The sequence below is a fragment of the Vibrio sp. 1-Bac 57 genome, assembly GCF_037546855.1.
Lineage (GTDB): Bacteria > Pseudomonadota > Gammaproteobacteria > Enterobacterales > Psychromonadaceae > Psychromonas.
On sequence record NZ_JALAAC010000035.1, the window covers coordinates 23,507 to 43,546 of the forward strand.

The window sequence follows — 20,040 nt, forward strand, 5'->3', positions numbered from 1 at the left end:
TTTTCTTGTTATTTATAGCCTATCATTCGTTATTTTTAACACTATTTTTTATCGCACGTTTTGCCGTAACAAGCATTTTTTGCCAGAGTGGAATCATTAAAAAATATACAACACCTGCAATCGCACCATATAAGTGAGCATTAATAAATACTGTGGCGGCAATTAATGATTCAGTCATAAGTGAAGGGCCATTAAACTGTTCAAATGCAATTTTAGTGATAAAACCCAACCCTAAAACTATTCCCCATCTATCTCCTTTTTTTAATTCATCACACACTCCGATGGCAAATAGTGCATGTAATACGCCGGATAAGCCCACATACCATTGCAAGTCTGGCTCTAGTAATAATAAACAAATACTAATAAAAATCGCGCTGAAGCATGCTGAAAAGATTAAAGAAACAGTTTTAAAAGTATCCAAAAATAAAGCACTAACTACAGCTAACCCTATGCCATTAAGTATTAAATGGTAACCGTTAGTGTGGCAAATATGTGCCGTCAGTAAACGCCACCATTGGCCCTTTTCAATATCGCTGTGATAATATGCTAACCATTGATGACTCTCTGCTTGAAAAATAAATACCAATAAACAGAGTGTCAAAATAATAGCGTTGTTAATCCATATTGAACGCATTAATTAACCTTAAAAAATGAACCTTAAAAAAAGTTGAAACAAATAATGAGTAAAAGAGCGGTTTGCAGCCAATGTAATAAAGCATTGCCTGCGTGTATTTGTGCCTCAATTTGTGTGCTTGATAATCAACACTTTTTACATGTTTTGCAAGACCCAAGTGAACAACATAAAGCGATCGGCACGGCACGAATTTTAGCGTTATCTTTGTCACTAGTAAAAATAACTACGGCAAATACCTTTGAAGCGACTGATTTTGACCTTGATAATACGTTCTTAGTGTTTCCCGATGAGCTGGCTAATACAGTATCAACCTTACAGGAAAAGCAAAAAATAGATGCTAATACGCAATTTATATTACTCGATGGAAGTTGGAAAAAGGCTTATAAGTTATTAATGAATAATCCTTTTTTACAAGCATTACCGAAAGTGATGATGGATGTCGCAGATAAAAGTAATTATCGTATTAGAAAATCCCCCCGAGAAGATGGTTTATCCACGGTTGAAGCTGGTTATGCTTTATTATCCGCATTAGAAAATGATCATACTAAATTCATTCCTTTATTGGATTCATTTAATAAAATGATCGACTTTCAAATCGCGAGTATGCCTGCTGAGGTATATCAGAAACATTACTTAGACCCAATTAAAGGAGGTGATGTTTAATGCCATTACAAATATCTGCAGGTGTAGAAATTGCCGACTGGCAATTGCAATTAACCGCGATTCGAGCACAGGGTGCTGGTGGGCAAAATGTAAATAAAGTTAACTCTGCCATACATTTACGTTTTGATATTAAAAGTTCTACTCTGCCTGATTTTTATAAACAGCGCCTATTAGCGTTATCTGATCATAGAGTCACGGAAGATGGCGTTATTATATTAAAAGCGCAAGTACATCGTACTCAGGAAAAAAATAGAGAAGAGGCCTTAGCCCGCTTAAAAGAACTGATTTTAAGTGCCGTTAAGATACAAAAATCAAGAAAGGCGACAAAACCTTCTCGTAATGCAAAAAAACGTCGAGTTGATGATAAAAAACGAGTGGGCAATAACAAAGCGTTGCGAGGGAAAGTCACTGATTAATTGAAATTGCAGAAGCTTTAGAAATATTAGGAGCTTTAGAAACATTAGGTGCTTTAGAAATATTAGGAACAACAAGGGCAGTAAGTAGATAGGTTACTGGGTAGATAGATTACTGAATAGATTTATACCCACGCCACTTTAAGGTATTTGTCTTGCACGGGATCTGAATATAAGGGGCAATACCACCAGTTTGGGTTGTTATAAAGTCTCCATGTAGAGTGACTATCTCTCGAAAAATTAACTTTATGCCTATCACCTTGGCACTAGTTTTCCTTGCTGACTTTGTACCTTAAAGTATCATGGGTCTATTATCTAACCCTAATTGGGTTTTGACAAAATGTACCACACAGAATAGTTTATTAAGTGTTAATCACTATGTTATTTATTGGTGTCATAAAATTGCCATTTAGTGTTGTTAGTTTAATTTAAAAGAGTTGTTAATTTAAGAAGGGATAGTTATGTCGTTAATGGGTTTTTATGCACTTCGTAATGAAGATACAGAAGAAGAGTATACTTTGGATGCCGATGATTTTATCTGGGAAGATGCGAATCAATCAGGAGAACAATATCGTTTCATTCATGTTGAAACCGATGAATTACCTGAAGTAGTTGCTACGTTTGATGTCGATGCCGATGAGTTTGTAGTGCAAATGCCGAGTGGCTTTGAAGAGTTAGAAGATGGGTTATATATCAATACCAGTAGTGATGATTATGACTCTGATACTGACTTTGGTTACGACGATTAAGTTTACTGTATCAACTCGAGTTGTATTTTAAAAATGTTATCAATTTTATAAAGAGCTGTATTAACAGCTCTTTATTTTATTAGCACTAGCTAATGCGAACAAATTCTCCGCTTTTTTCGTCTAATGCACACAGTTCTGAACTGTAAAGATCGTAGCGCCATCCATGTAGTTTTAAATCTCCTGATTCAACACGCTTTTTAATCCACGGGAAGGTCATTAAATTATCTAAAGATTGTTGAACGCCTTTTTGTTCACAGCAACTATAGCGACTTGCTTGGTCTTTTAATTCTGTGTCCGCAATAATATCATCACGAACATGCTCAAGTTGTAGCATCCATTTTGAGATAAAGCTTTTATCGACTTTTTTCCCTGCACTATCCATCAATGCTTTAATACCACCACACTGGGTGTGCCCTAAAACAATAATACTTTCAACTTCAAGGCCTGTGACGGCAAATTCCAATGCTGCACTGGTACCGTGAAAATTATCAGTATCTTCACAGGGTGGAACCAAATTTGCCACGTTTCGAATAACAAATAAATCGCCAGGTTCGCAATCTAATATAATGGTTGGGTCAACGCGAGAATCAGAACAGCTTACTATTGCTATTTTAGGGGATTGGCCTTCGTCAGCTAATTTAAATAACTGAGCTTGGTTTTCTTGATAGTAACCTTCACGAAAGCGTTGGTATCCTGCAATTAATTTATCAGCAGCAGACATAGAATTTTCCTTATTATTGACATAATGCTGATAATAGAGGATAAACTTCATTAATAAAAATTAATAAATTTTATTTTTACCATAAACAAAGGTTAATGATTAAATATGCGCGCTACTCTTCATCAATTAAAAGTGTTTCGTCAAGTCGCTATTTCCATGAATTATACCAAAGCGGCGGATAAGCTAGGTTTATCGCAACCCGCTGTGAGTATTCAATTGAAGCAGCTTGAAAATAACTTGGATATATTCCTTTTTGAAAAGATAGGTAAAACGTTATTCCTGACTCCTGCTGGGAAAGAGTTAAAAACCTTTTGCGATGAGTTGTTTATCAGTTTTGATAATATTGATATGACCCTAAGTGCTTTAAAAGGGGAGTTAACTGGTGATTTTTGTTTATCTGCGGTGACCAGTGCTAAATATTTTACGCCGCACTTACTCGGGGCCTTTCATAAGTTACATCCCAAGGTTAACTTTCATCTTGATATTGTTAATCGAGAGCAAATTATTCAACGCTTACATGAAAACAAAGATGATTTAGTGATCATGGGATTAATTCCGGAAACCATGGCATTAACTAAATATCCTTTTGTAGATAATCCGATTATTTTAATTGCCAGTCCTCAGCATGCGTTAGCAAAACGAGAACATATCCCATTAGCAGAGTTATCTGAGCATGCTTTTATACATCGGGAAAAAGGGTCGGGCACACGCAAAGCGTTTGAACAATTTTTAAAAGATAAGAATGTGCCACTGAAAGTGAATATGACGCTGGGTAATAGTGAAACGATAAAGCAAGCGGTGATGGCTGACTTAGGTATTTCCGTCGTTTCTAAACATAGTGTTACATTGGAGCTAAGTACTGGCATCTTAGTCGAATTAAAGGTGGAAGGTTTCCCATTAGTGAGAAGTTGGTATTTAGTTCACCATGAGAGTAAACATTTATCCCCGATTGCTAAGGCATTTATTGATTTTGTATTATCCGCAGAAAAAAATGTACCGGCATTACGTAATCGTTTTTTAGAGCAGCATTTCTTTAAAAAAACGTAAACTAACTAGTTATCCCTTAAGTCTTTAAGCTGTTATTTTTTAAAGTATTTTGATTTGTGGCAGTGCTTATTTTGCATCTGCTTTTTTTAAGTGGATATTTCACGTCGGTTCAGTCACTATGTTTGCTGTTTTTATTTCCTGCGTGAATGAAAAAGGTCTAATAGCCATACTAGCTCCTTTATGTATATGAACAGCTATTTTGCCGAATTGGTATAAATGATGGCTAAGAAAATTTATTGCTGTGAGATAACTTTTGAGAGCGGCTACTACAGTTCAAGTTTAATCGATAAACAATCATAATAAGAGATCATAAAAGGCGGCATAGCGTTGAGTATTATTTTGGGCATAGATCCTGGGTCTAGGATCACTGGATATGGTGTTATCCAGCAAAAAGGCAGTCAATGTATTTATTTAGCCAGCGGTTGTATTCGCACTAAAGGTGATACGCTCGCACCTAAATTAAACATGATTTTTAATGGTATTGCGGAAATCATCCAGCAGTATAACCCTTCTGAATTTGCTATTGAACAAGTGTTTATGGCGAAGAACCCTGATTCTGCATTAAAGCTGGGTCAAGCAAGAGGGGCGGCAATGGTTGCAGCAACACAGTCTGATTTGTATGTGTGTGAATATTCAGCAAGGCAAATTAAACAAGCAGTTGTGGGCAGTGGAGCAGCTTCAAAAGAGCAAGTACAATCCATGGTCATGCAAATATTAAACTTATCGGGGCGTCCTCAAGCTGATGCGGCCGATGGGCTAGCAGTGGCTATTTGTCATGCTCATACTGCACAATCTTTAGTGGCAATGGCTGGGCAAGTGAAAAAAACGGTAAGAGGCCGTTTCCGTTAATTGTTAGTACTCTATTTTTAACTTTTTATGTAACATCTTACTTCCTGTTTTTCAGGCTTAACTGCTTATTATCGAGAACATATGAACAAACTATCTGAATTACAGGTTGGTATTCTATATGCTCTAGGCGCTTATTTAATGTGGGGATTTGCACCCGTTTATTTTAAGTACTTAGGGTTTATTCCGGTTTATGAAATTCTTGCTCATCGTGTTATTTGGTCAGTTGTGGTGACTGCTTTATTTATTACTTATTTAAAACATTGGCCGAATGTTTTACTGGTTGCGCGTAACTATAAAAGCTTGTTGGTATTAACCATGACGTCATTATTAATCAGCTGTAATTGGCTGGTTTTTATTTGGGCGATTAACCACGGGAAAATGTTAGAAGCGAGCTTAGGATATTTTATTAACCCTATTATTAATGTGATCTTAGGATTGGTATTTTTAAGTGAGCGTTTGTCTCGTATCAAATGGTTTGCGGTGTTATTAGCTTTTATTGGGGTGAGTGCACAAGCTTGGCAAGTGGGCGAATTACCGTGGGTTTCATTAGTACTACCGTTCAGCTTTGCTTTTTACGGATTATTACGTAAAAAAGTAAAGGTAAAAGCGATTACAGGTTTATTCATCGAGACGCTGGTGGTATTACCGATCGCGGCTTTCTATTTAGTGGTGATGACAGATAGCGAAACGTCTAATCTACTTCTTAATCCATGGTCACTTAACCTGTGGCTTATGTTTGCTGGTGTTGTGACGGCACTGCCATTAATCTTTTTTGGCCAAGCTGCTCTACGTTTACCACTTTCGACATTGGGCTTTTTTCAATATTTAGCGCCTTCCATACTATTTGTGTTCGCGGTACTGGTTTACGATGAGCCGATCTCTTTTATCAAGATGTTTACCTTTGCTTGTATTTGGTTTGGAATATTAGTGTTTGTTTTAGAAAGTAAATTAATTAAATGGTTTAAATAAAACAAACAAGCATAAAAAACACTGGATATTTACTCAGTTGTTTTTTATGCTTGTCATCATTTATTAAATAGTAAGGCAGGGAACAGCATGATTGGATTGTTACGCGGTATTTTATTAGAAAAGCAACCTCCTGAGATATTATTAGATGTTTCCGGTGTTGGTTATGAAATACAACTGCCGATGAGTTCCTTTTATCCTTTACCTGCTGTGGGTGAAGAAGCAGTCGTTTATACGCATTTTGTGGTAAGGGAAGATGCACAATTATTGTATGGTTTTGCCGATAAGCATGAAAGAGCAATGTTCCGTGAATTAATCAAAGTAAATGGAGTGGGGCCGAAGCTAGCCCTTGCTATTTTATCTGGCATGTCGGCGAATCAGTTTGTGCAGTGTATTAACAATGATGCAGTTAGTACGTTAGTTAAATTACCCGGTGTAGGTAAGAAAACGGCTGAGCGATTAGTGGTTGAAATGAAAGATCGTCTGAAAAACTGGGGTGGTTCTGATCTGTTAACACCTGAATCCGATAGGTTATCGCTGACTAATGACTTTGAAAGCACTTTTGTTAGTGGTAACGCTAAAGATGAAGCGATTAGCGCATTGATAGCATTAGGTTATAAGCCTGCTGTGGCAGAGAAAACCATTCAACAAGTTTACCAAGAAGGTATGGATTGTGAGGCTTTGATCCGCAGTTCATTAAAAAATATGATGTAAATGCTTTATTATCCATTTATTCTGTTTTCATTTATTTAATGTTTTACCTATATCGTAACTTATTCCTTAACTTATACCTTAACCATCAATAGAGTCATTCATGATTGAAGAAGATCGCCTTATTTCCGGTACGCAAAAGATCGATGATAATTTAATCGATAGGGCTATACGTCCTAAATTATTAGCTGATTACGAAGGCCAGCCGCAAGTGAACGCGCAAATGGAGATCTTCATTGAGGCTGCTCGTCAGCGGAACGAAGCCTTGGATCATTTACTTATTTTTGGGCCTCCAGGCTTAGGTAAAACCACTTTATCGCATATTGTTGCGAATGAACTTGAAGTCAATATTAAAACAACGTCAGGGCCTATCTTAGAAAAAGCCGGTGATTTAGCGGCGTTATTAACCAATCTTGAAGAGAACGATGTTTTGTTTATTGATGAAATACATCGTTTAAGTCCAGTAGTTGAAGAGATCCTTTATCCAGCAATGGAAGATTACCAATTGGATATTATGATTGGTGAGGGGCCTGCAGCGCGCTCTATTAAGTTAGATTTACCGCCATTTACACTGATTGGTGCAACAACACGTGCCGGTTCATTGACTTCGCCTTTGCGTGACCGTTTCGGGATTGTGCAGCGATTAGAATACTATGACTTAAAATCATTAACTAAAATTGTGATGCGTAGTGCCTCACATTTACAATTAGTGATGGATGAATTAGGCGCGGTTGAAGTCGCGCGCCGTTCACGTGGTACACCACGTATTGCTAATCGTTTATTACGACGAGTTCGTGATTTTGCACAAGTTAAAAAGGCCGCGGTGATCAATGATGAAACGGCTAAACAAGCGTTGGATATGTTAGAAGTAGATAATGAAGGCTTCGACTATATGGATCGTAAGTTATTAATGGCTATCTTAGATACTTTTCAAGGCGGCCCAGTAGGCTTAGATAACTTAGCAGCAGCGATTGGTGAAGAAAAAGAAACTATTGAGGATGTTTTAGAGCCTTATTTGATTCAACAAGGTTTTTTGCAGCGTACTCCTCGAGGGCGAATTGCGACTAATCGTACTTATCTACATTTTGGTTTTGATAAACCGTCAATATAGATCCACATTTTAGCTGAATTTCTAATTTCTAATTTCTAATTTCTACTTTTACTGCATATTGAAATTGATGATATCCTTTTCAATATGCAGACTATCTTAATTTACTCTCTTCTATTTCACAGTTCTAATTTATTTATTCAAGATCATACTTTTCACTTGATCAAGATCAATATAAACAGTATAAATAACGTCCAATAGGCCCGTAAGTCATTGATGTTAAATAATTGTTTGTTTTATGTTAAAGCTTGGTTAATGAATGTGCTTGTTTCCTTGCTGCTGTTACATTAAGTTAACAAGCAAGTGTGAATCTCGTTTTTTGATGGTTAATTTCAAAAGGAATGGAAAATGCTTAAAAATATTTTGCCTGAAAATAGATATCTATTTATTTCTTTGATTAACCAATTCTACACTGTAAAAGTGACTAAAAAGAGCGCAATTTTTCTTATCCAATGTGCATCTGTTTTCGATTTTATTTTCTCATCCTTTAATTTTTTTATTAAAGAGCACAATGATCAGCTTAGACAGTTAAAAAATACTATTCTCATCTCAACTTCACTCGTTTTCGAACGCGACTATTTTTCAATACAGCTATCACCTAATAGTGATTAATACGCTAACTATTTATCAATATTTTATATAAATTTCAAACATATAACTTTTACACCTTACACATTTAAACATTTAAACATTTAAACATTTAAACATAACTAATTTACACACTAATTACTTATAAGCTTAGGAGAATACAATGGACGATATTGTTGATTTATCGCGATTTCAATTTGCCATGACCGCGATGTATCACTTTTTATTTGTGCCTTTAACCCTTGGGTTATCTTGGATCTTACTGATTATGGAATCGCTTTATGTGATGACCAGTAAAGAGATTTATAAAGATATGACCAAGTTTTGGGGCAAGTTATTTGGTATTAACTTCGCACTAGGGGTTGCTACTGGCCTTACAATGGAATTCCAGTTTGGTACTAACTGGGCTTATTATTCGCATTATGTGGGGGACGTATTTGGTGCTCCACTTGCCATGGAAGGCATGATGGCGTTCTTTTTAGAGTCGACTTTTGTTGGTTTATTCTTTTTTGGCTGGGATAGGCTGTCTAAATTACAACATTTAACGGCTACATTCTTTGTTGCTTTTGGCTCAAGTATGTCTGCGTTATGGATATTAATTGCCAACGCTTGGATGCAGAACCCAGTCGGTGCTGAGTTTAACTATGAAACCATGCGCATGGAAATGTATAGCTTTGCTGAACTCGTTTTTAATCCTGTTGCGCAAGTTAAATTTGTCCATACAGTAGCGGCTGGCTACGTTGCTGGTGCTATGTTTGTATTAGCGATTAGCTCATACTATTTGCTAAAAGGTCGTGATATTGCCTTTGCTAAGCGCTCTTTTGCGATTGCAGCGGCATTTGGTACAGCAGGTATCCTTAGTACTATCATCTTAGGTGATGAAAGTGGTTATGAAGTGGGCGATGTGCAAAAAGTTAAACTGGCTGCAATAGAGTCTGAATGGGAAACTCATCCAGCACCTGCGGCTTTCAATGTGATAGGTTTTCCTAACCAGGAAGAGCAACGCACAGATTACGCTGTGCAAATTCCTTATGCCTTAGGTATTATTGCCACGCGCTCTATTGATGAAGAGGTTACTGGCTTAAAAGATCTAATGGCAGAACATGATACGCGTATTCGAACGGGTATGGTGGCTTATTCTCTATTAGAAAAAATAAAGGCGGGGGAGGATACACCTGAAAATATTGCAGCCTTTGATCAAGTTAAAGAAGATCTAGGTTACGGCTTATTATTAAAAAGGTTCGCTCCCAATGTTGTTGACGCAACCGAAGAGCAAATCAAAATGGCCGTGGATGATAGTATTCCAGGTGTTGCACCAATCTTTTGGTCATTCCGTGTGATGGTCGGAGCTGGTGTTGCTATGCTGTTTATTTTCTTGTTTGCATTTTACCAATCAGCAAGAAATAAAGTGGGCGAAAATAAATTATTCCATCGTATCTGCCTATACAGTTTACCGTTACCTTGGATCGCAATTGAAGCAGGTTGGTTTATTGCTGAATATGGCCGTCAACCATGGGCGATTGCTGAAATATTGCCCACTTATATGGGAACATCAACAGTCTCAACTGAGCAACTTTGGTTCAGCATTATCTCTATTGCGTCGTTTTATACAGTGCTGTTAGTTGTTGAAGTATTTTTGATGCTTCGTTTTGCTCGTTTAGGTCCAAGCAGTTTGAAAACTGGACGTTATCATTTTGAACAACTCGAAAACAAGCAAGGATAAGGATAAATTATGTTTGATTACGAAACGTTAAAAGTCATTTGGTGGGTATTGATCAGCGTCTTGTTGATCGGCTTTGTTATTACCGATGGTTTTGATATGGGCGTAGGAGCATTGCTCCCAGTGATCGGTAAAACCGACCAAGATCGCCGTATTATGATCAACAGCATTGCACCTCATTGGGAAGGTAATCAGGTTTGGTTAGTATTAGCGGCAGGGGCAATTTTTGCCGCATGGCCAGCAGTTTACGCTACCGCATTTTCTGGTTTTTATGTAGCCATGATGTTGACCTTGTTTACACTATTTTTTAGACCTGTAGGTTTTGATTATCGTAGTAAGATTGCTGATACTCGCTGGCGTAGTACCTTTGACTGGGGCATCTTCATTGGTAGTGCAGTTCCTCCTATTATGTTTGGTGTTGCTTTTGGTAATTTATTACAAGGTGTGCCTTTCACATTCGATGAATTTTTACGATCTACTTATCATGGAGGCTTCTTCGGTTTATTAAATCCATTTGGTTTATTAGTGGGTATATTCACGTTGCTGATGTTTGTATTGCAGGGGTCTACTTGGCTGCAAATGAAAACTGAAGCGCAAGTGAGAGAACGCGCAAGAATGGTGAGTCTAATTGTTGCTCCTCTTATTGTTACCTTATTTGCCGTATTAGGCGTGTGGTTGGCAAAAGGCATCGATGGATATGTATTGACTTCAGTTATTGATAATAATGGCGCAGCTAATCCTTTACTAAAAACGGTAATATCTGAACCTGGGGCATGGTTAGCTAACTATGATAAGTATCCTCTGATGATGATTGCACCTGCTATCGGTTTGTTATTTCCGTTATTTTCTTGGTTTGCGAGTAAAAAAGATTATAGCGGAACGGCTTTCATCAGTAGCAGTATTGCCCTTGTTGGCGTGTTATTGACATGTGCGTTTAGCATGTTCCCATTCATTATGCCATCAAGCTTAGATCCAAGTGCAAGTTTAACCGTGTGGGATGCTGTTTCAAGTGAGTTCACATTAAACATAATGACGATCGCGGCGTCCATCTTTATACCATTAATTCTGTTATATACAGGGTTTGCTTATTTGAAAATGTTTGGACGTATCGGTATTGCCCATATGAAAAAACACAAACATTCAGCGTATTAATTAGGAGTTTTTTTATGTGGTATTTTGCATGGATTTTAGGTGTTTTATTAGCGTGTGCATTAGGTATTATCAATGGCTTGTGGTTAGAGCAAGTAGAAACTAATGAGCTAGAAAATAAAAACAATGAACAGCAAGATAAAGTAAAGTCTAATAGTGAAATGAAGTCGGTGACCGACTAGCTAAAACGGCTCTTTTAACAAGGAGCACGTTATTCACTTTAGTGTTTTAAAGCCCTTGAAGATGATTATTTTCAAGGGCTTTTTATTAGCTAAGATTATTCTTTTATTTTTAACTCAAAAGAATAGTAAACAAATAAACAAAAAGAAGATATGCTCGTTTTTTGTGACTAAAAAACAGCAATTACTACCACTTTATCGACAAAAAGTGGTAGTTGTAGTAGCGTTTGTCGCGTTCATGTTTTTTATTATTAGTGAATAGGGAGCCGAGTGTTAATTTCAACTTTACCAATTCGTATATATTACGAAGATACCGATGCGGGTGGCATTGTTTATTATGCCAACTACTTGAAATTTTTTGAAAGAGGCCGCACAGAGTTTTTACGTGAATATGATATTCAACAAGATACGCTATTACAGCAGAATATTGCATTTGTGGTGAAAAAGGTGGAAATGGATTGCATAAAAGCAGCACGTTTTAACCAGTTGATTAATGTCGAAACAGAAGTGACGTCTTACCGCAAAGCGAGTTTGATGTTCACACAGAAAATTTTCAATGATAGTAGGGAACTTCTTTGCCAAGCTGATACTCTAATCGCTTGCGTAAATTTACAAAAAATGAAACCAAACGCTATTCCAACAGAAATAATTGAGGTAATTACTCGTGCACGCTGATATGTCATTTTTAGGGTTATTCTTACAAGCAAGTTTGCTTGTAAAGTCGGTTATGTTATTGCTCTTAGGCATGTCTATTTATTCATGGACGTTGATCTTTTCGCGTTCGAGAATGCTTAAAGCAGCCAAGAGTGCACTTAGTCACTTTGAAGATCGTTTTTGGTCTGGTCATGATTTAAGTCGTTTATACAAAGAAACGGCAGCACGTAATGAGCGTGTTAATGGTGGCGAAAAAATATTTTATATGGGATTTAAAGAGTTTTCCCGTTTACATCGTATGCCTGGACGTAAAGTTGAAGGTGTGATTGATGGTGCACATCGCTCAATGCGCGTTACTCTATCGCGTGAAATGGATGAGTTAGAAGCCGGGTTGCCAGTGCTTGCTACTATTGGCTCAATCAGTCCTTATATTGGTTTGTTTGGTACAGTATGGGGGATTATGAATTCATTCATCGCACTTGGTGAAGTTCAACAAGCCACATTGTCAATGGTTGCTCCGGGTATTGCTGAAGCTTTGATTGCAACAGCGATGGGTTTATTTGCAGCTATTCCAGCTGTAATGGCTTATAACAAATTTTCAACCCAAGTTGGGCAGTTAGAAACGTCTTACATTAATTTAATGGAAGAGTTTACTTCAATATTACATCGTCAAGCAATGACTGAGGGTGAGTAAGTTATATGCAACATTCTTATCGTACTCCTAGACGCAAACGTGTCATTGCAGAGATAAATGTTGTGCCTTACATTGATGTAATGTTGGTACTACTGATTATCTTTATGGTAACGGCTCCTCTCGTGACACAAGGCGTTAAAGTTGACTTACCACAGGCAGTAGCGGAATCGTTGCCTGAGGATACAACACCACCGCTGATCGCCTCTATTGATAAACAAGGTCAATATTACTTAAGTGTTGGCGATAGTGTCGATACCCCATTGGCAGCAGAAGAGATGTCTGCACTTGTTGAGCGACAATTGGAACTTGACCCTAACTCTCAATTTATTGTTAAAGGTGACGGTGATGTGAATTACAAAACCGTAATTGATTTAATGGTGTTGCTGCAGCAAGCGGGCGTTCCATCACTTGGTTTAATGACAGAGCCTGATCAATAAATGAAAACAAGCACAAATTTAATCGCATTCATTACCGCGCTTTCTTTACATCTTATTGTTGGTGGGCTGTTGCTCATGAATGTCGACTTCTCTTTGCCTAAGGATAAGCCTAAAGAAGCGGTATCTATTATTGAAGCGACCATGATAAATCAACAAATGCTTGATGATCTCGCTAAAAGTGCGCAAAAAAATAAGCAAGCTAAGCAGCAAAAAATAGATGATGCACGACAACAGAAAGAACGAGAGCAGGCTGAGGCTGAGCGACTTAAAAAGCAAAAAGAAGACCAAATTAAAGCAGAAAAAGAAGCGGTACAACGTAAAGAGCAGGAAGTTTTAAAGCAACAACAGGAAGTAAAACGGCTAGAAGTAGAAAAAGTAGCGGCTGCTCAAGCATTACAGGAAAAACAAAAAGCAGAAGCAGAGGCTAAGGTATTACAGGAAAAGAAAAAGGCCGATGATGCCGCTCGCGCTTTAAAAGAGAAACAAAAAGCCGAAGAAGATGCTAAAGCGCTAAGGATAAAACAAGATGCTGAAAAAAAAGCAGCAGCTAAAAAAGAAGCGGAAAGAGTAAAAGCAGAAAACTTAGCGAAAGAAAAAGCGGCAGAAGAAAAGGCTGCAAGAGAAGCTAAAGAAAAAGCAGCGAAGGAAAAAGCTGAAAAAGAAGCGAAAGATAAAGCCGCTAAGGAAAAGGCCGCAAAAGAAGCAAAAGAGAAGGCTGCCAAAGAAAAAGCTGCAAAGGAAAAAGCAGCTAAAATTAAAGCAGAGAAAGAAGCAAAGCGTAAAGCTGCGGCGGAAAAAGAGCGTTTGAGACAAGCTGAACTTGATAGGCAAATGGCGGCAGAGTTTTCTGATGATTTCTCTAGTGCCAGAAGCGCGAAACAGCTATCTGAAATTGCTAAATATGAAGCGCTGATACGTGCCAAAATTAGTCGCAATTGGAAAGTTGACCCGAGTATGAAAGGGAGTAGTTGTACGTTAGCAATAAAATTGGCTCCAGATGGTTTAGTGCTTAGTGCAAGAATGAGCCGTGGAGATAAAAGGTTATGTGATTCTGCGCGTCGTGCCACCATACAAGCAAAGACACTTCCTATTCCTAAAGACCCTGAAATTATCTCTCAATTTCGGGATTTTGATATTACATTAGAGCCTGAATTATAAGGAATGCAGATGTTTATTCGATTTATTATGGCATTAGTACTGGTCACTGCTTGTAGCAGTGCATCAGCTCGATTAGAAATTTTGATCACAGAAGGTGTCAACAGCGCGCGTCCGATTGCCGTTGTGCCATTTAAATGGTTGGGACAAGGTAAAAAACCGCAGAATTTTTCTGAAATTATTGCTGCCGATTTACAGCGTAGTGGTAAGTTCAATCCATTATCTATCAACAACATGCCTAAAACACCCTCTACCAGTGCTGAAGTCGATTATGCTGCTTGGACAAAGCTCGGCATAGAAGCGATAGTGATGGGGGAAGTTAAACCTGATACTAAACCGGGTAATTATATTGTGACCTTTGAGTTATTAGATGTGTTAACGGGAAATGTTAATATGGCTGATTATAATCCAATTATGGATAAACGACGTAATACCGTCGCTACAAATCAACTACGTCAATATGCGCATCGTATCAGTGATATTGTGTATGAAAAATTAACAGGAGAAAGAGGGGCGTTTTTAACACGCATTGCTTATGTTGCCGTGGATCGAAAAAGCTCGCATCCTTACCAATTACGTATCTCAGATTATGATGGGGAAGGGGAAAAGTTAGTGTTGCGTTCAAAACAGCCTATCATGTCACCTTCTTGGTCGCCCGATGGACGTAAATTAGCATACGTTAGTTTTGAAAAACGCCGTTCACAAATTTATATCCAAGACTTGTATACACAGAAGCGTGAGTTAATGACTTCGTTCCCTAAAATCAATGGATCACCAACGTGGTCTCCTGATGGGACGCAGTTAGCATTGGTTCTATCAAAAGATGGTCAGCCTGAGATTTATACTTTTAATATTTTAACAAAATCTTTGCAACGATTGACTAAAAACCGTGTCATAGATACCGAACCGAGCTGGGCTCCAGATGGGAAATCTATTATCTTCTCGTCAGAACGTGGTGGAAGAGCACAAATTTATCAAGTATCGCTCACAACTGGTAAAACAAAACGAATTACCTGGGAAGGGGAGATAAATTTAGGTGGAACAATAACCCCTGATGGTGATAATCTAGTACTGGTTAGTCGTCACAATGGGAATTATATGATTGCCGTGCAAGACCTTGATTCAGGAGAATTAAGAACGTTAACCAAAACAAAGTTAGACGAATCTCCAAGTATTGCCCCAAATGGCAGTATGATAATTTACAGCACTGTTTACCAAGGTAAACAAGGTTTAGCATTAGTTTCGATGGATGGGCGATTTAAAGCGAATATTCCATCGAACAACGGTGATGTGAAGTCTCCGGCATGGTCACCATTTTTACAATAATTTAATTTAAACGTACTAAGGAAATAAAATGAATCGTTCAATAATTTCAAAAAGCTTGTTAATAGCCTTACCAATGTTAGCGCTAGGTGCTTGTTCTTCAAATTCTGATGTAGATGCAGAGTCTGCAGAAAAAAACGCAACTCAAGCTGTTGAACAAGTTGTTGATGATGTGCAAACAAATACTATTGAAGCAATCGAATTAACTGCTGAAGAGCAACTAGCTCAGCTTTATACTGATGCTATCTTAAAAACAACTATTCACTTTGAGTTTGATAAATCTTTAATCATGCCTGATTACGCTGTGATCTTAGACGCACATGCAAAATACTTAGTAAATAACACTGACAAAACAATTACGATTGAAGGTCATGCAGATGAACTAGGAACACCTGAGTACAATATCGCTCTTGGTGAACGTCGTGCTTTAGCAGTGTCAACATACCTAGAAAACATGGGTGTTGCAGCTAGTCAAATTACAGTCGTAAGCTACGGTGAAGAAAAACCAGTTAATCTTGGACATAACGAGATGGCTCGTACTGAAAACCGTCGTGCTGAATTAGTTTACTAATCCGCCTATGAATAAAAGTACTATTAAGGCGGCCATGCTAATGGCCGCTTTTATCTCTCACCCACTATATGCCGCTGCGCCTATTTCAGATGCAACAGTGAATACTGCAACTAACGCAGAATTACTGAATCGCATCGACGAATTGACTCGAGTAATGACCGCTCGCAATAAAATGCAAATTCGCTTTCAAACTCAACTTAATCAACTCGGCCAAGAAGTAAGCCAAATGAAAGGCTCATTGGAAGTATTTGCTAATCAATTAGAGCAAATAGAAGAGAGACAGCGTAATCTTTATCAGATGATAGATGAAGGTCAAAAAGGTTCAACTAACTCATCTAGGGCATTAACCCCTGTTAATCAAGATACTGGTGACGGAACTGATAGGGCTGCTTATCAATCTGCAGTAGATTTGGTTCTCAACGATAAACAATACGAGCAGGCGATCACTGCTTTTGAAGCCTTTGTGATTGACCACCCTAAATCAAGCTATGTACCTAATGCACAATATTGGTTAGGACAACTCTTATATAAAGAGAAAAAACGAGATGAGGCACGTGTTGCATTTTTAGTTGTAACAGATAAGTACCCAGACTCGAATAAACGTGCTGATGCAATGTTTAAAATTGGTATTATTGATGAATACTTAGGTAATAAAGATTCAGCAAGATCTTTTTATCAAAAAACCATTACTGAATACCCAAGTTCTTCGGCAGCAGGGTTATCTGCTAAACGTTTAAAAGCATTATAAAATTAACAATATAATTTGAATTAATAGTGCATTAATTGCATTTTGTTTAATTTCTCAGCAGATGAAATAAAAGTAGTAATTTTTTGTTGCGCTATTAAAAAAATTCTATATTATACGCCGCAGTTGAGAGGGACATGTGACTTAGCTCATGTTGTAACTATTAACAAAAAACTCACATGAAGAGTTGAAAATCATCACCATATCAAACTATATGGTTGTTAGCTCAGTTGGTAGAGCTATTGAAAAACTTTTAATTTAAAAGTGAATGTCAAGCATAAAACCAAGCCATATAAAACTATATGGGCCGTTAGCTCAGTTGGTAGAGCAGTGGACTTTTAATCCATTTGTCGAAGGTTCAAATCCTTCACGGCCCACCACTTTTTAAAGTGGTTTTATAGTCAGCTCAGTTGGTAGAGCTATTGAATCACTTATAATTTAAAAGTGAATATCAAAAATAAAACCAAGCCATATGAAACTATATGGGTGTTAGCTCAGTTGTTAGAGTTATTGAAACACTTTTAATATAAAACTATATGGGCCGTTAGCTCAGTTGGTAGAGCAGTGGACTTTTAATCCATTTGTCGAAGGTTCAAATCCTTCACGGCCCACCACTTTTTAAAGTGGTTTTATAGTCAGCTCAGTTGGTAGAGCTATTGAATCACTTCTAATTTAAAAGTGAATATCAAAAATAAAACCAAGCCATATGAAACTATATGGGTGTTAGCTCAGTTGTTAGAGCTATTGAAACACTTTTAATTTAAAAGTGAATTAGAAATTAAAACCATACTATATCTTAATGATATGGGCCGTTAGCTCAGTTGGTAGAGCAGTGGACTTTTAATCCATTTGTCGAAGGTTCAAATCCTTCACGGCCCACCACTTTTTAAAGTGATTTTATAGTTAGCTCAGTTGGTAGAGCTATTGATACACTTTTAATTTAAAAGTGAATTAGAAATTAAAACCATACTATATCTTAATGATATGGGCCGTTAGCTCAGTTGGTAGAGCTATTGATTCACTTTTAGTTTAAAAGTGAATTAGAAATTAAAACCATACTATATCTTAATGATATGGGCCGTTAGCTCAGTTGGTAGAGCAGTGGACTTTTAATCCATTTGTCGAAGGTTCAAATCCTTCACGGCCCACCACTCCCCTGATTTATCCTTTTATATTCCCTTAAATTTTTCATTACAATTATTGTTTCAAATTGTTATAATTTGCATCTATTTTTCCATTTCTAAGAGTTAAGAATGAGCCAATTTTCCCCGCTTGTTGGATCGGATTACCCGTTTCCAGGTAAACCTGTTGAGTTATCTTCACAGGAAAAAATCGATTATAAAGCTAAAATCAAACAATTACTTGTTGAAAAAGATGCAGTACTTGTCGCTCATTATTATACCGACCCTGAAATACAAGCCTTGGCTGAAGAAACAGGTGGCTATGTAGCGGACTCCTTAGAGATGGCGCGTTTTGGCCGTGACCATCAAGCTAAAACACTTATTATTGCTGGTGTACGCTTTATGGGTGAAACTGCGAAGATTTTAACTCCACATAAAACTGTACTAATGCCTGAACTAGAAGCAACTTGTTCACTGGATGTCGGTTGTCCTGTAGAAGAGTTCTCAGCGTTTTGTGACCAACACCCAGATCGTGAAGTCGTTGTTTATGCCAATACATCTGCAGCGGTAAAAGCACGTGCCGATTGGGTAGTTACTTCAAGTATCGCGCTCGAAATTGTTGAGCACCTTGATAGCGAAGGTAAAAAGATTATTTGGGGGCCTGATCGCCATTTAGGTAGTTACATCGAACGCAAAACTAAAGCTGATATGATCATGTGGCAAGGTGACTGTATTGTGCACGATGAATTTAAAGCAAGTGCTTTGCGTGATATGAAAGCTGTGCATCCTGATGCGGCTGTTTTAGTGCATCCTGAGTCGCCTGAAAGCGTGGTGAAGTTAGCTGATGCGGTAGGATCTACAAGCCAATTGATTAAAGCAGCGCAAACGTTGCCTAATAAAAAATTGATCGTCGCAACCGATACGGGCATTTTTTATAAGATGCAACAAGCTTGCCCAGACAAAGAGATGATGGCTGCTCCTACTGCTGGAAATGGTGCAACATGTCGCAGCTGTGCACATTGTCCTTGGATGGCTATGAATGGCCTTAAAGCGATTTATAATGCGTTAACTGATGCCAATGGGCATGAGATTGATGTTGATGCTGATGTTGCCAAAGGCGCATTAGTGTCGTTAGATAGAATGTTAAACTTTGCTGCTGAACAACAGTTAAAAGTTAAAGGTAACGCATAAGCGTTTTACTTTAAATACTGTTGATAACAGTATTTATTTACACAACTTATTGAGAATATATGATTACTAATGATGTTTTACGTCGAGTTCGTTTTGCACTGCAATTAAACGATACTAAAATGCTCGCAATTTTTGCTTCTGTTGATAACGAAATGAATGTTGATTTTTTACACAGCATTATGGCAAAAGAAGATGCAGAAGGTTTTGTTTTTTGTCGTGACAGCGTATTGTCACTTTTTCTTGATGGCTTAATTTACGAAAAACGTGGTCGCAAAGAAGGTGCTGTTCCAGCAATATTACCGGCTAAAGCTGTATTATCTAATAATGATATTCTTCGTAAGCTGCGTATTGCTTTAAACTTTAAAGATGAAGATATGCTAAATGCACTGAAGCTTGCAAATTTCCCTGTTTCTAAAGGTGAATTATCTGCTTTATTCAGAAAAGCGGATCATCGTAACTTCAAACCTTGTGGCGACCAATTATTACGTCGTTTCATTGACGGGATCACCGTGCAATTCCGTGGTACTAAACCAAGTACCGATGCAGTAGAAGTCGAATAAAATAGACTGTCTTAAGTATGATAAAAACCGAGCAAGCTAGCTCGGTTTTTTTATGCCTATTATTTATTAATATGTCAGAGTCTGGCATTAAT

The 20,040-nt window shown here is 37.6% G+C and carries 21 protein-coding genes, 4 tRNA genes and 1 pseudogene; 24 read left to right on the forward strand and 2 right to left on the reverse strand.

Translation table 11 applies throughout. From position 1 onward, the window contains the following. Nucleotides 1-22: 22 nt before the first annotated feature. On the reverse strand, nucleotides 23-634 hold the full coding sequence (gene rrtA, locus MT391_RS17220) for a rhombosortase (RefSeq protein WP_166371517.1): 612 nt from the start codon (nucleotides 632-634) through the stop codon (nucleotides 23-25). Nucleotides 635-679: 45 nt separating this feature from the next. Here rrtA and MT391_RS17225 point away from each other — a divergent pair, with 45 nt between their 5' ends. From MT391_RS17225 to MT391_RS17235, 3 genes are all read left to right on the forward strand, one after another. Continuing rightward, the gene (locus MT391_RS17225) at nucleotides 680-1,297 is read left to right on the forward strand and encodes a tRNA-uridine aminocarboxypropyltransferase (RefSeq protein ID WP_499499192.1); all 618 of its coding nucleotides are present in this window, start codon (nucleotides 680-682) and stop codon (nucleotides 1,295-1,297) included. Continuing rightward, nucleotides 1,297-1,713 carry an alternative ribosome rescue aminoacyl-tRNA hydrolase ArfB gene (gene arfB / locus MT391_RS17230; protein WP_166371521.1) on the forward strand — a complete coding sequence of 139 codons (417 nt, stop codon included), beginning with the start codon at nucleotides 1,297-1,299 and terminating at the stop codon, nucleotides 1,711-1,713. Before MT391_RS17225 ends, arfB begins: the two co-directional genes overlap by 1 nt. 458 nt (nucleotides 1,714-2,171) lie before the next feature. Further along, a complete protein-coding gene (locus MT391_RS17235) occupies nucleotides 2,172-2,459 on the forward strand; it encodes a hypothetical protein (RefSeq protein ID WP_166371523.1) in 288 nt (95 codons plus the stop codon). 85 nt (nucleotides 2,460-2,544) lie between these two features. On the opposite strand, the gene MT391_RS17240 is transcribed toward MT391_RS17235, so the two are convergent. Next, on the reverse strand, nucleotides 2,545-3,180 hold the full coding sequence (locus MT391_RS17240) for a carbonic anhydrase (protein WP_166371525.1): 636 nt from the start codon (nucleotides 3,178-3,180) through the stop codon (nucleotides 2,545-2,547). Nucleotides 3,181-3,285: 105 nt separating this feature from the next. Between MT391_RS17240 and MT391_RS17245 the strand changes: the two genes are divergently transcribed. The 21 genes and pseudogenes from MT391_RS17245 to MT391_RS17345 all read left to right on the forward strand — a co-directional run bounded on the left by MT391_RS17245 (nucleotide 3,286) and on the right by MT391_RS17345 (nucleotide 19,948). After that, on the forward strand, nucleotides 3,286-4,227 hold the full coding sequence (locus MT391_RS17245) for a LysR family transcriptional regulator (RefSeq protein ID WP_166371527.1): 942 nt from the start codon (nucleotides 3,286-3,288) through the stop codon (nucleotides 4,225-4,227). A gap of 327 nt (nucleotides 4,228-4,554) precedes the next feature. Next, nucleotides 4,555-5,076, forward strand: coding sequence for a crossover junction endodeoxyribonuclease RuvC (ruvC, locus tag MT391_RS17250; protein WP_166371529.1), 522 nt, complete (start codon nucleotides 4,555-4,557; stop codon nucleotides 5,074-5,076). An 81-nt stretch (nucleotides 5,077-5,157) separates the two neighbouring features. Next, complete coding sequence (gene rarD, locus MT391_RS17255; RefSeq protein ID WP_499499193.1) at nucleotides 5,158-6,045, forward strand: EamA family transporter RarD; 888 nt, start codon at nucleotides 5,158-5,160, stop codon at nucleotides 6,043-6,045. Between the two features lie 87 nt (nucleotides 6,046-6,132). Further along, on the forward strand, nucleotides 6,133-6,756 hold the full coding sequence (gene ruvA, locus MT391_RS17260) for a Holliday junction branch migration protein RuvA (RefSeq protein WP_166371533.1): 624 nt from the start codon (nucleotides 6,133-6,135) through the stop codon (nucleotides 6,754-6,756). A 100-nt stretch (nucleotides 6,757-6,856) separates the two neighbouring features. Beyond that, the gene (gene ruvB / locus MT391_RS17265) at nucleotides 6,857-7,864 is read left to right on the forward strand and encodes a Holliday junction branch migration DNA helicase RuvB (protein ID WP_166371535.1); all 1,008 of its coding nucleotides are present in this window, start codon (nucleotides 6,857-6,859) and stop codon (nucleotides 7,862-7,864) included. 748 nt (nucleotides 7,865-8,612) lie between these two features. Then, the gene (locus MT391_RS17270; RefSeq protein WP_499440975.1) at nucleotides 8,613-10,172 is read left to right on the forward strand and encodes a cytochrome ubiquinol oxidase subunit I; all 1,560 of its coding nucleotides are present in this window, start codon (nucleotides 8,613-8,615) and stop codon (nucleotides 10,170-10,172) included. 9 nt (nucleotides 10,173-10,181) lie between these two features. Continuing rightward, nucleotides 10,182-11,321, forward strand: coding sequence for a cytochrome d ubiquinol oxidase subunit II (gene cydB / locus MT391_RS17275; protein ID WP_499499195.1), 1,140 nt, complete (start codon nucleotides 10,182-10,184; stop codon nucleotides 11,319-11,321). A gap of 14 nt (nucleotides 11,322-11,335) precedes the next feature. Further along, nucleotides 11,336-11,440, forward strand: a pseudogene (cydX, locus tag MT391_RS17280) (cytochrome bd-I oxidase subunit CydX); the annotation flags it as partial. A gap of 327 nt (nucleotides 11,441-11,767) precedes the next feature. Beyond that, a complete protein-coding gene (gene ybgC / locus MT391_RS17285) occupies nucleotides 11,768-12,172 on the forward strand; it encodes a tol-pal system-associated acyl-CoA thioesterase (protein ID WP_166371543.1) in 405 nt (134 codons plus the stop codon). Further along, nucleotides 12,162-12,845 (forward strand): protein TolQ, encoded by a 684-nt coding sequence (gene tolQ / locus MT391_RS17290; protein WP_166371545.1) that lies wholly within the window; start codon nucleotides 12,162-12,164, stop codon nucleotides 12,843-12,845. The genes ybgC and tolQ overlap by 11 nt, the downstream gene beginning before the upstream one ends. 5 nt (nucleotides 12,846-12,850) lie before the next feature. Continuing rightward, nucleotides 12,851-13,282, forward strand: a complete 432-nt coding sequence (tolR, locus tag MT391_RS17295; RefSeq protein WP_166371547.1) for a protein TolR — start codon at nucleotides 12,851-12,853, stop codon at nucleotides 13,280-13,282. After that, nucleotides 13,283-14,440 (forward strand): cell envelope integrity protein TolA, encoded by a 1,158-nt coding sequence (gene tolA / locus MT391_RS17300; RefSeq protein ID WP_499499197.1) that lies wholly within the window; start codon nucleotides 13,283-13,285, stop codon nucleotides 14,438-14,440. A 9-nt stretch (nucleotides 14,441-14,449) separates the two neighbouring features. Then, complete coding sequence (tolB, locus tag MT391_RS17305) at nucleotides 14,450-15,763, forward strand: Tol-Pal system beta propeller repeat protein TolB (RefSeq protein WP_299668586.1); 1,314 nt, start codon at nucleotides 14,450-14,452, stop codon at nucleotides 15,761-15,763. A 28-nt stretch (nucleotides 15,764-15,791) separates the two neighbouring features. Next, complete coding sequence (gene pal, locus MT391_RS17310; RefSeq protein WP_166371553.1) at nucleotides 15,792-16,331, forward strand: peptidoglycan-associated lipoprotein Pal; 540 nt, start codon at nucleotides 15,792-15,794, stop codon at nucleotides 16,329-16,331. A 40-nt stretch (nucleotides 16,332-16,371) separates the two neighbouring features. Beyond that, complete coding sequence (gene ybgF, locus MT391_RS17315; protein WP_240923607.1) at nucleotides 16,372-17,079, forward strand: tol-pal system protein YbgF; 708 nt, start codon at nucleotides 16,372-16,374, stop codon at nucleotides 17,077-17,079. 301 nt (nucleotides 17,080-17,380) lie between these two features. Then, a tRNA-Lys gene (locus MT391_RS17320) sits at nucleotides 17,381-17,456 on the forward strand. 158 nt (nucleotides 17,457-17,614) lie between these two features. After that, nucleotides 17,615-17,690 (forward strand) — tRNA-Lys (locus tag MT391_RS17325). Nucleotides 17,691-17,882: 192 nt separating this feature from the next. After that, nucleotides 17,883-17,958: transfer RNA gene (locus MT391_RS17330), tRNA-Lys, on the forward strand. 193 nt (nucleotides 17,959-18,151) lie between these two features. Beyond that, a tRNA-Lys gene (locus MT391_RS17335) sits at nucleotides 18,152-18,227 on the forward strand. Nucleotides 18,228-18,329: 102 nt separating this feature from the next. Next, the gene (gene nadA, locus MT391_RS17340) at nucleotides 18,330-19,388 is read left to right on the forward strand and encodes a quinolinate synthase NadA (RefSeq protein ID WP_166371557.1); all 1,059 of its coding nucleotides are present in this window, start codon (nucleotides 18,330-18,332) and stop codon (nucleotides 19,386-19,388) included. A gap of 59 nt (nucleotides 19,389-19,447) precedes the next feature. After that, entirely contained in the window at nucleotides 19,448-19,948 is a 501-nt protein-coding gene (locus MT391_RS17345) for a YehS family protein (RefSeq protein WP_166371559.1), read from the forward strand. The last annotated feature ends 92 nt before the right edge of the window (nucleotides 19,949-20,040 follow it).

Coding starts and splice junctions, on each gene's coding strand:
- rrtA (WP_166371517.1), bottom strand. CDS start 634: ATGCGTTCAATATGGATTAACAACGCTATTATTTTGACACTCTGTTTA.
- MT391_RS17225 (WP_499499192.1), top strand. CDS start 680: ATGAGTAAAAGAGCGGTTTGCAGCCAATGTAATAAAGCATTGCCTGCG.
- arfB (WP_166371521.1), top strand. CDS start 1,297: ATGCCATTACAAATATCTGCAGGTGTAGAAATTGCCGACTGGCAATTG.
- MT391_RS17235 (WP_166371523.1), top strand. CDS start 2,172: ATGTCGTTAATGGGTTTTTATGCACTTCGTAATGAAGATACAGAAGAA.
- MT391_RS17240 (WP_166371525.1), bottom strand. CDS start 3,180: ATGTCTGCTGCTGATAAATTAATTGCAGGATACCAACGCTTTCGTGAA.
- MT391_RS17245 (WP_166371527.1), top strand. CDS start 3,286: ATGCGCGCTACTCTTCATCAATTAAAAGTGTTTCGTCAAGTCGCTATT.
- rarD (WP_499499193.1), top strand. CDS start 5,158: ATGAACAAACTATCTGAATTACAGGTTGGTATTCTATATGCTCTAGGC.
- ruvA (WP_166371533.1), top strand. CDS start 6,133: ATGATTGGATTGTTACGCGGTATTTTATTAGAAAAGCAACCTCCTGAG.
- ruvB (WP_166371535.1), top strand. CDS start 6,857: ATGATTGAAGAAGATCGCCTTATTTCCGGTACGCAAAAGATCGATGAT.
- MT391_RS17270 (WP_499440975.1), top strand. CDS start 8,613: ATGGACGATATTGTTGATTTATCGCGATTTCAATTTGCCATGACCGCG.
- cydB (WP_499499195.1), top strand. CDS start 10,182: ATGTTTGATTACGAAACGTTAAAAGTCATTTGGTGGGTATTGATCAGC.
- tolR (WP_166371547.1), top strand. CDS start 12,851: ATGCAACATTCTTATCGTACTCCTAGACGCAAACGTGTCATTGCAGAG.
- tolA (WP_499499197.1), top strand. CDS start 13,283: ATGAAAACAAGCACAAATTTAATCGCATTCATTACCGCGCTTTCTTTA.
- tolB (WP_299668586.1), top strand. CDS start 14,450: ATGTTTATTCGATTTATTATGGCATTAGTACTGGTCACTGCTTGTAGC.
- pal (WP_166371553.1), top strand. CDS start 15,792: ATGAATCGTTCAATAATTTCAAAAAGCTTGTTAATAGCCTTACCAATG.
- ybgF (WP_240923607.1), top strand. CDS start 16,372: ATGGCCGCTTTTATCTCTCACCCACTATATGCCGCTGCGCCTATTTCA.
- nadA (WP_166371557.1), top strand. CDS start 18,330: ATGAGCCAATTTTCCCCGCTTGTTGGATCGGATTACCCGTTTCCAGGT.
- MT391_RS17345 (WP_166371559.1), top strand. CDS start 19,448: ATGATTACTAATGATGTTTTACGTCGAGTTCGTTTTGCACTGCAATTA.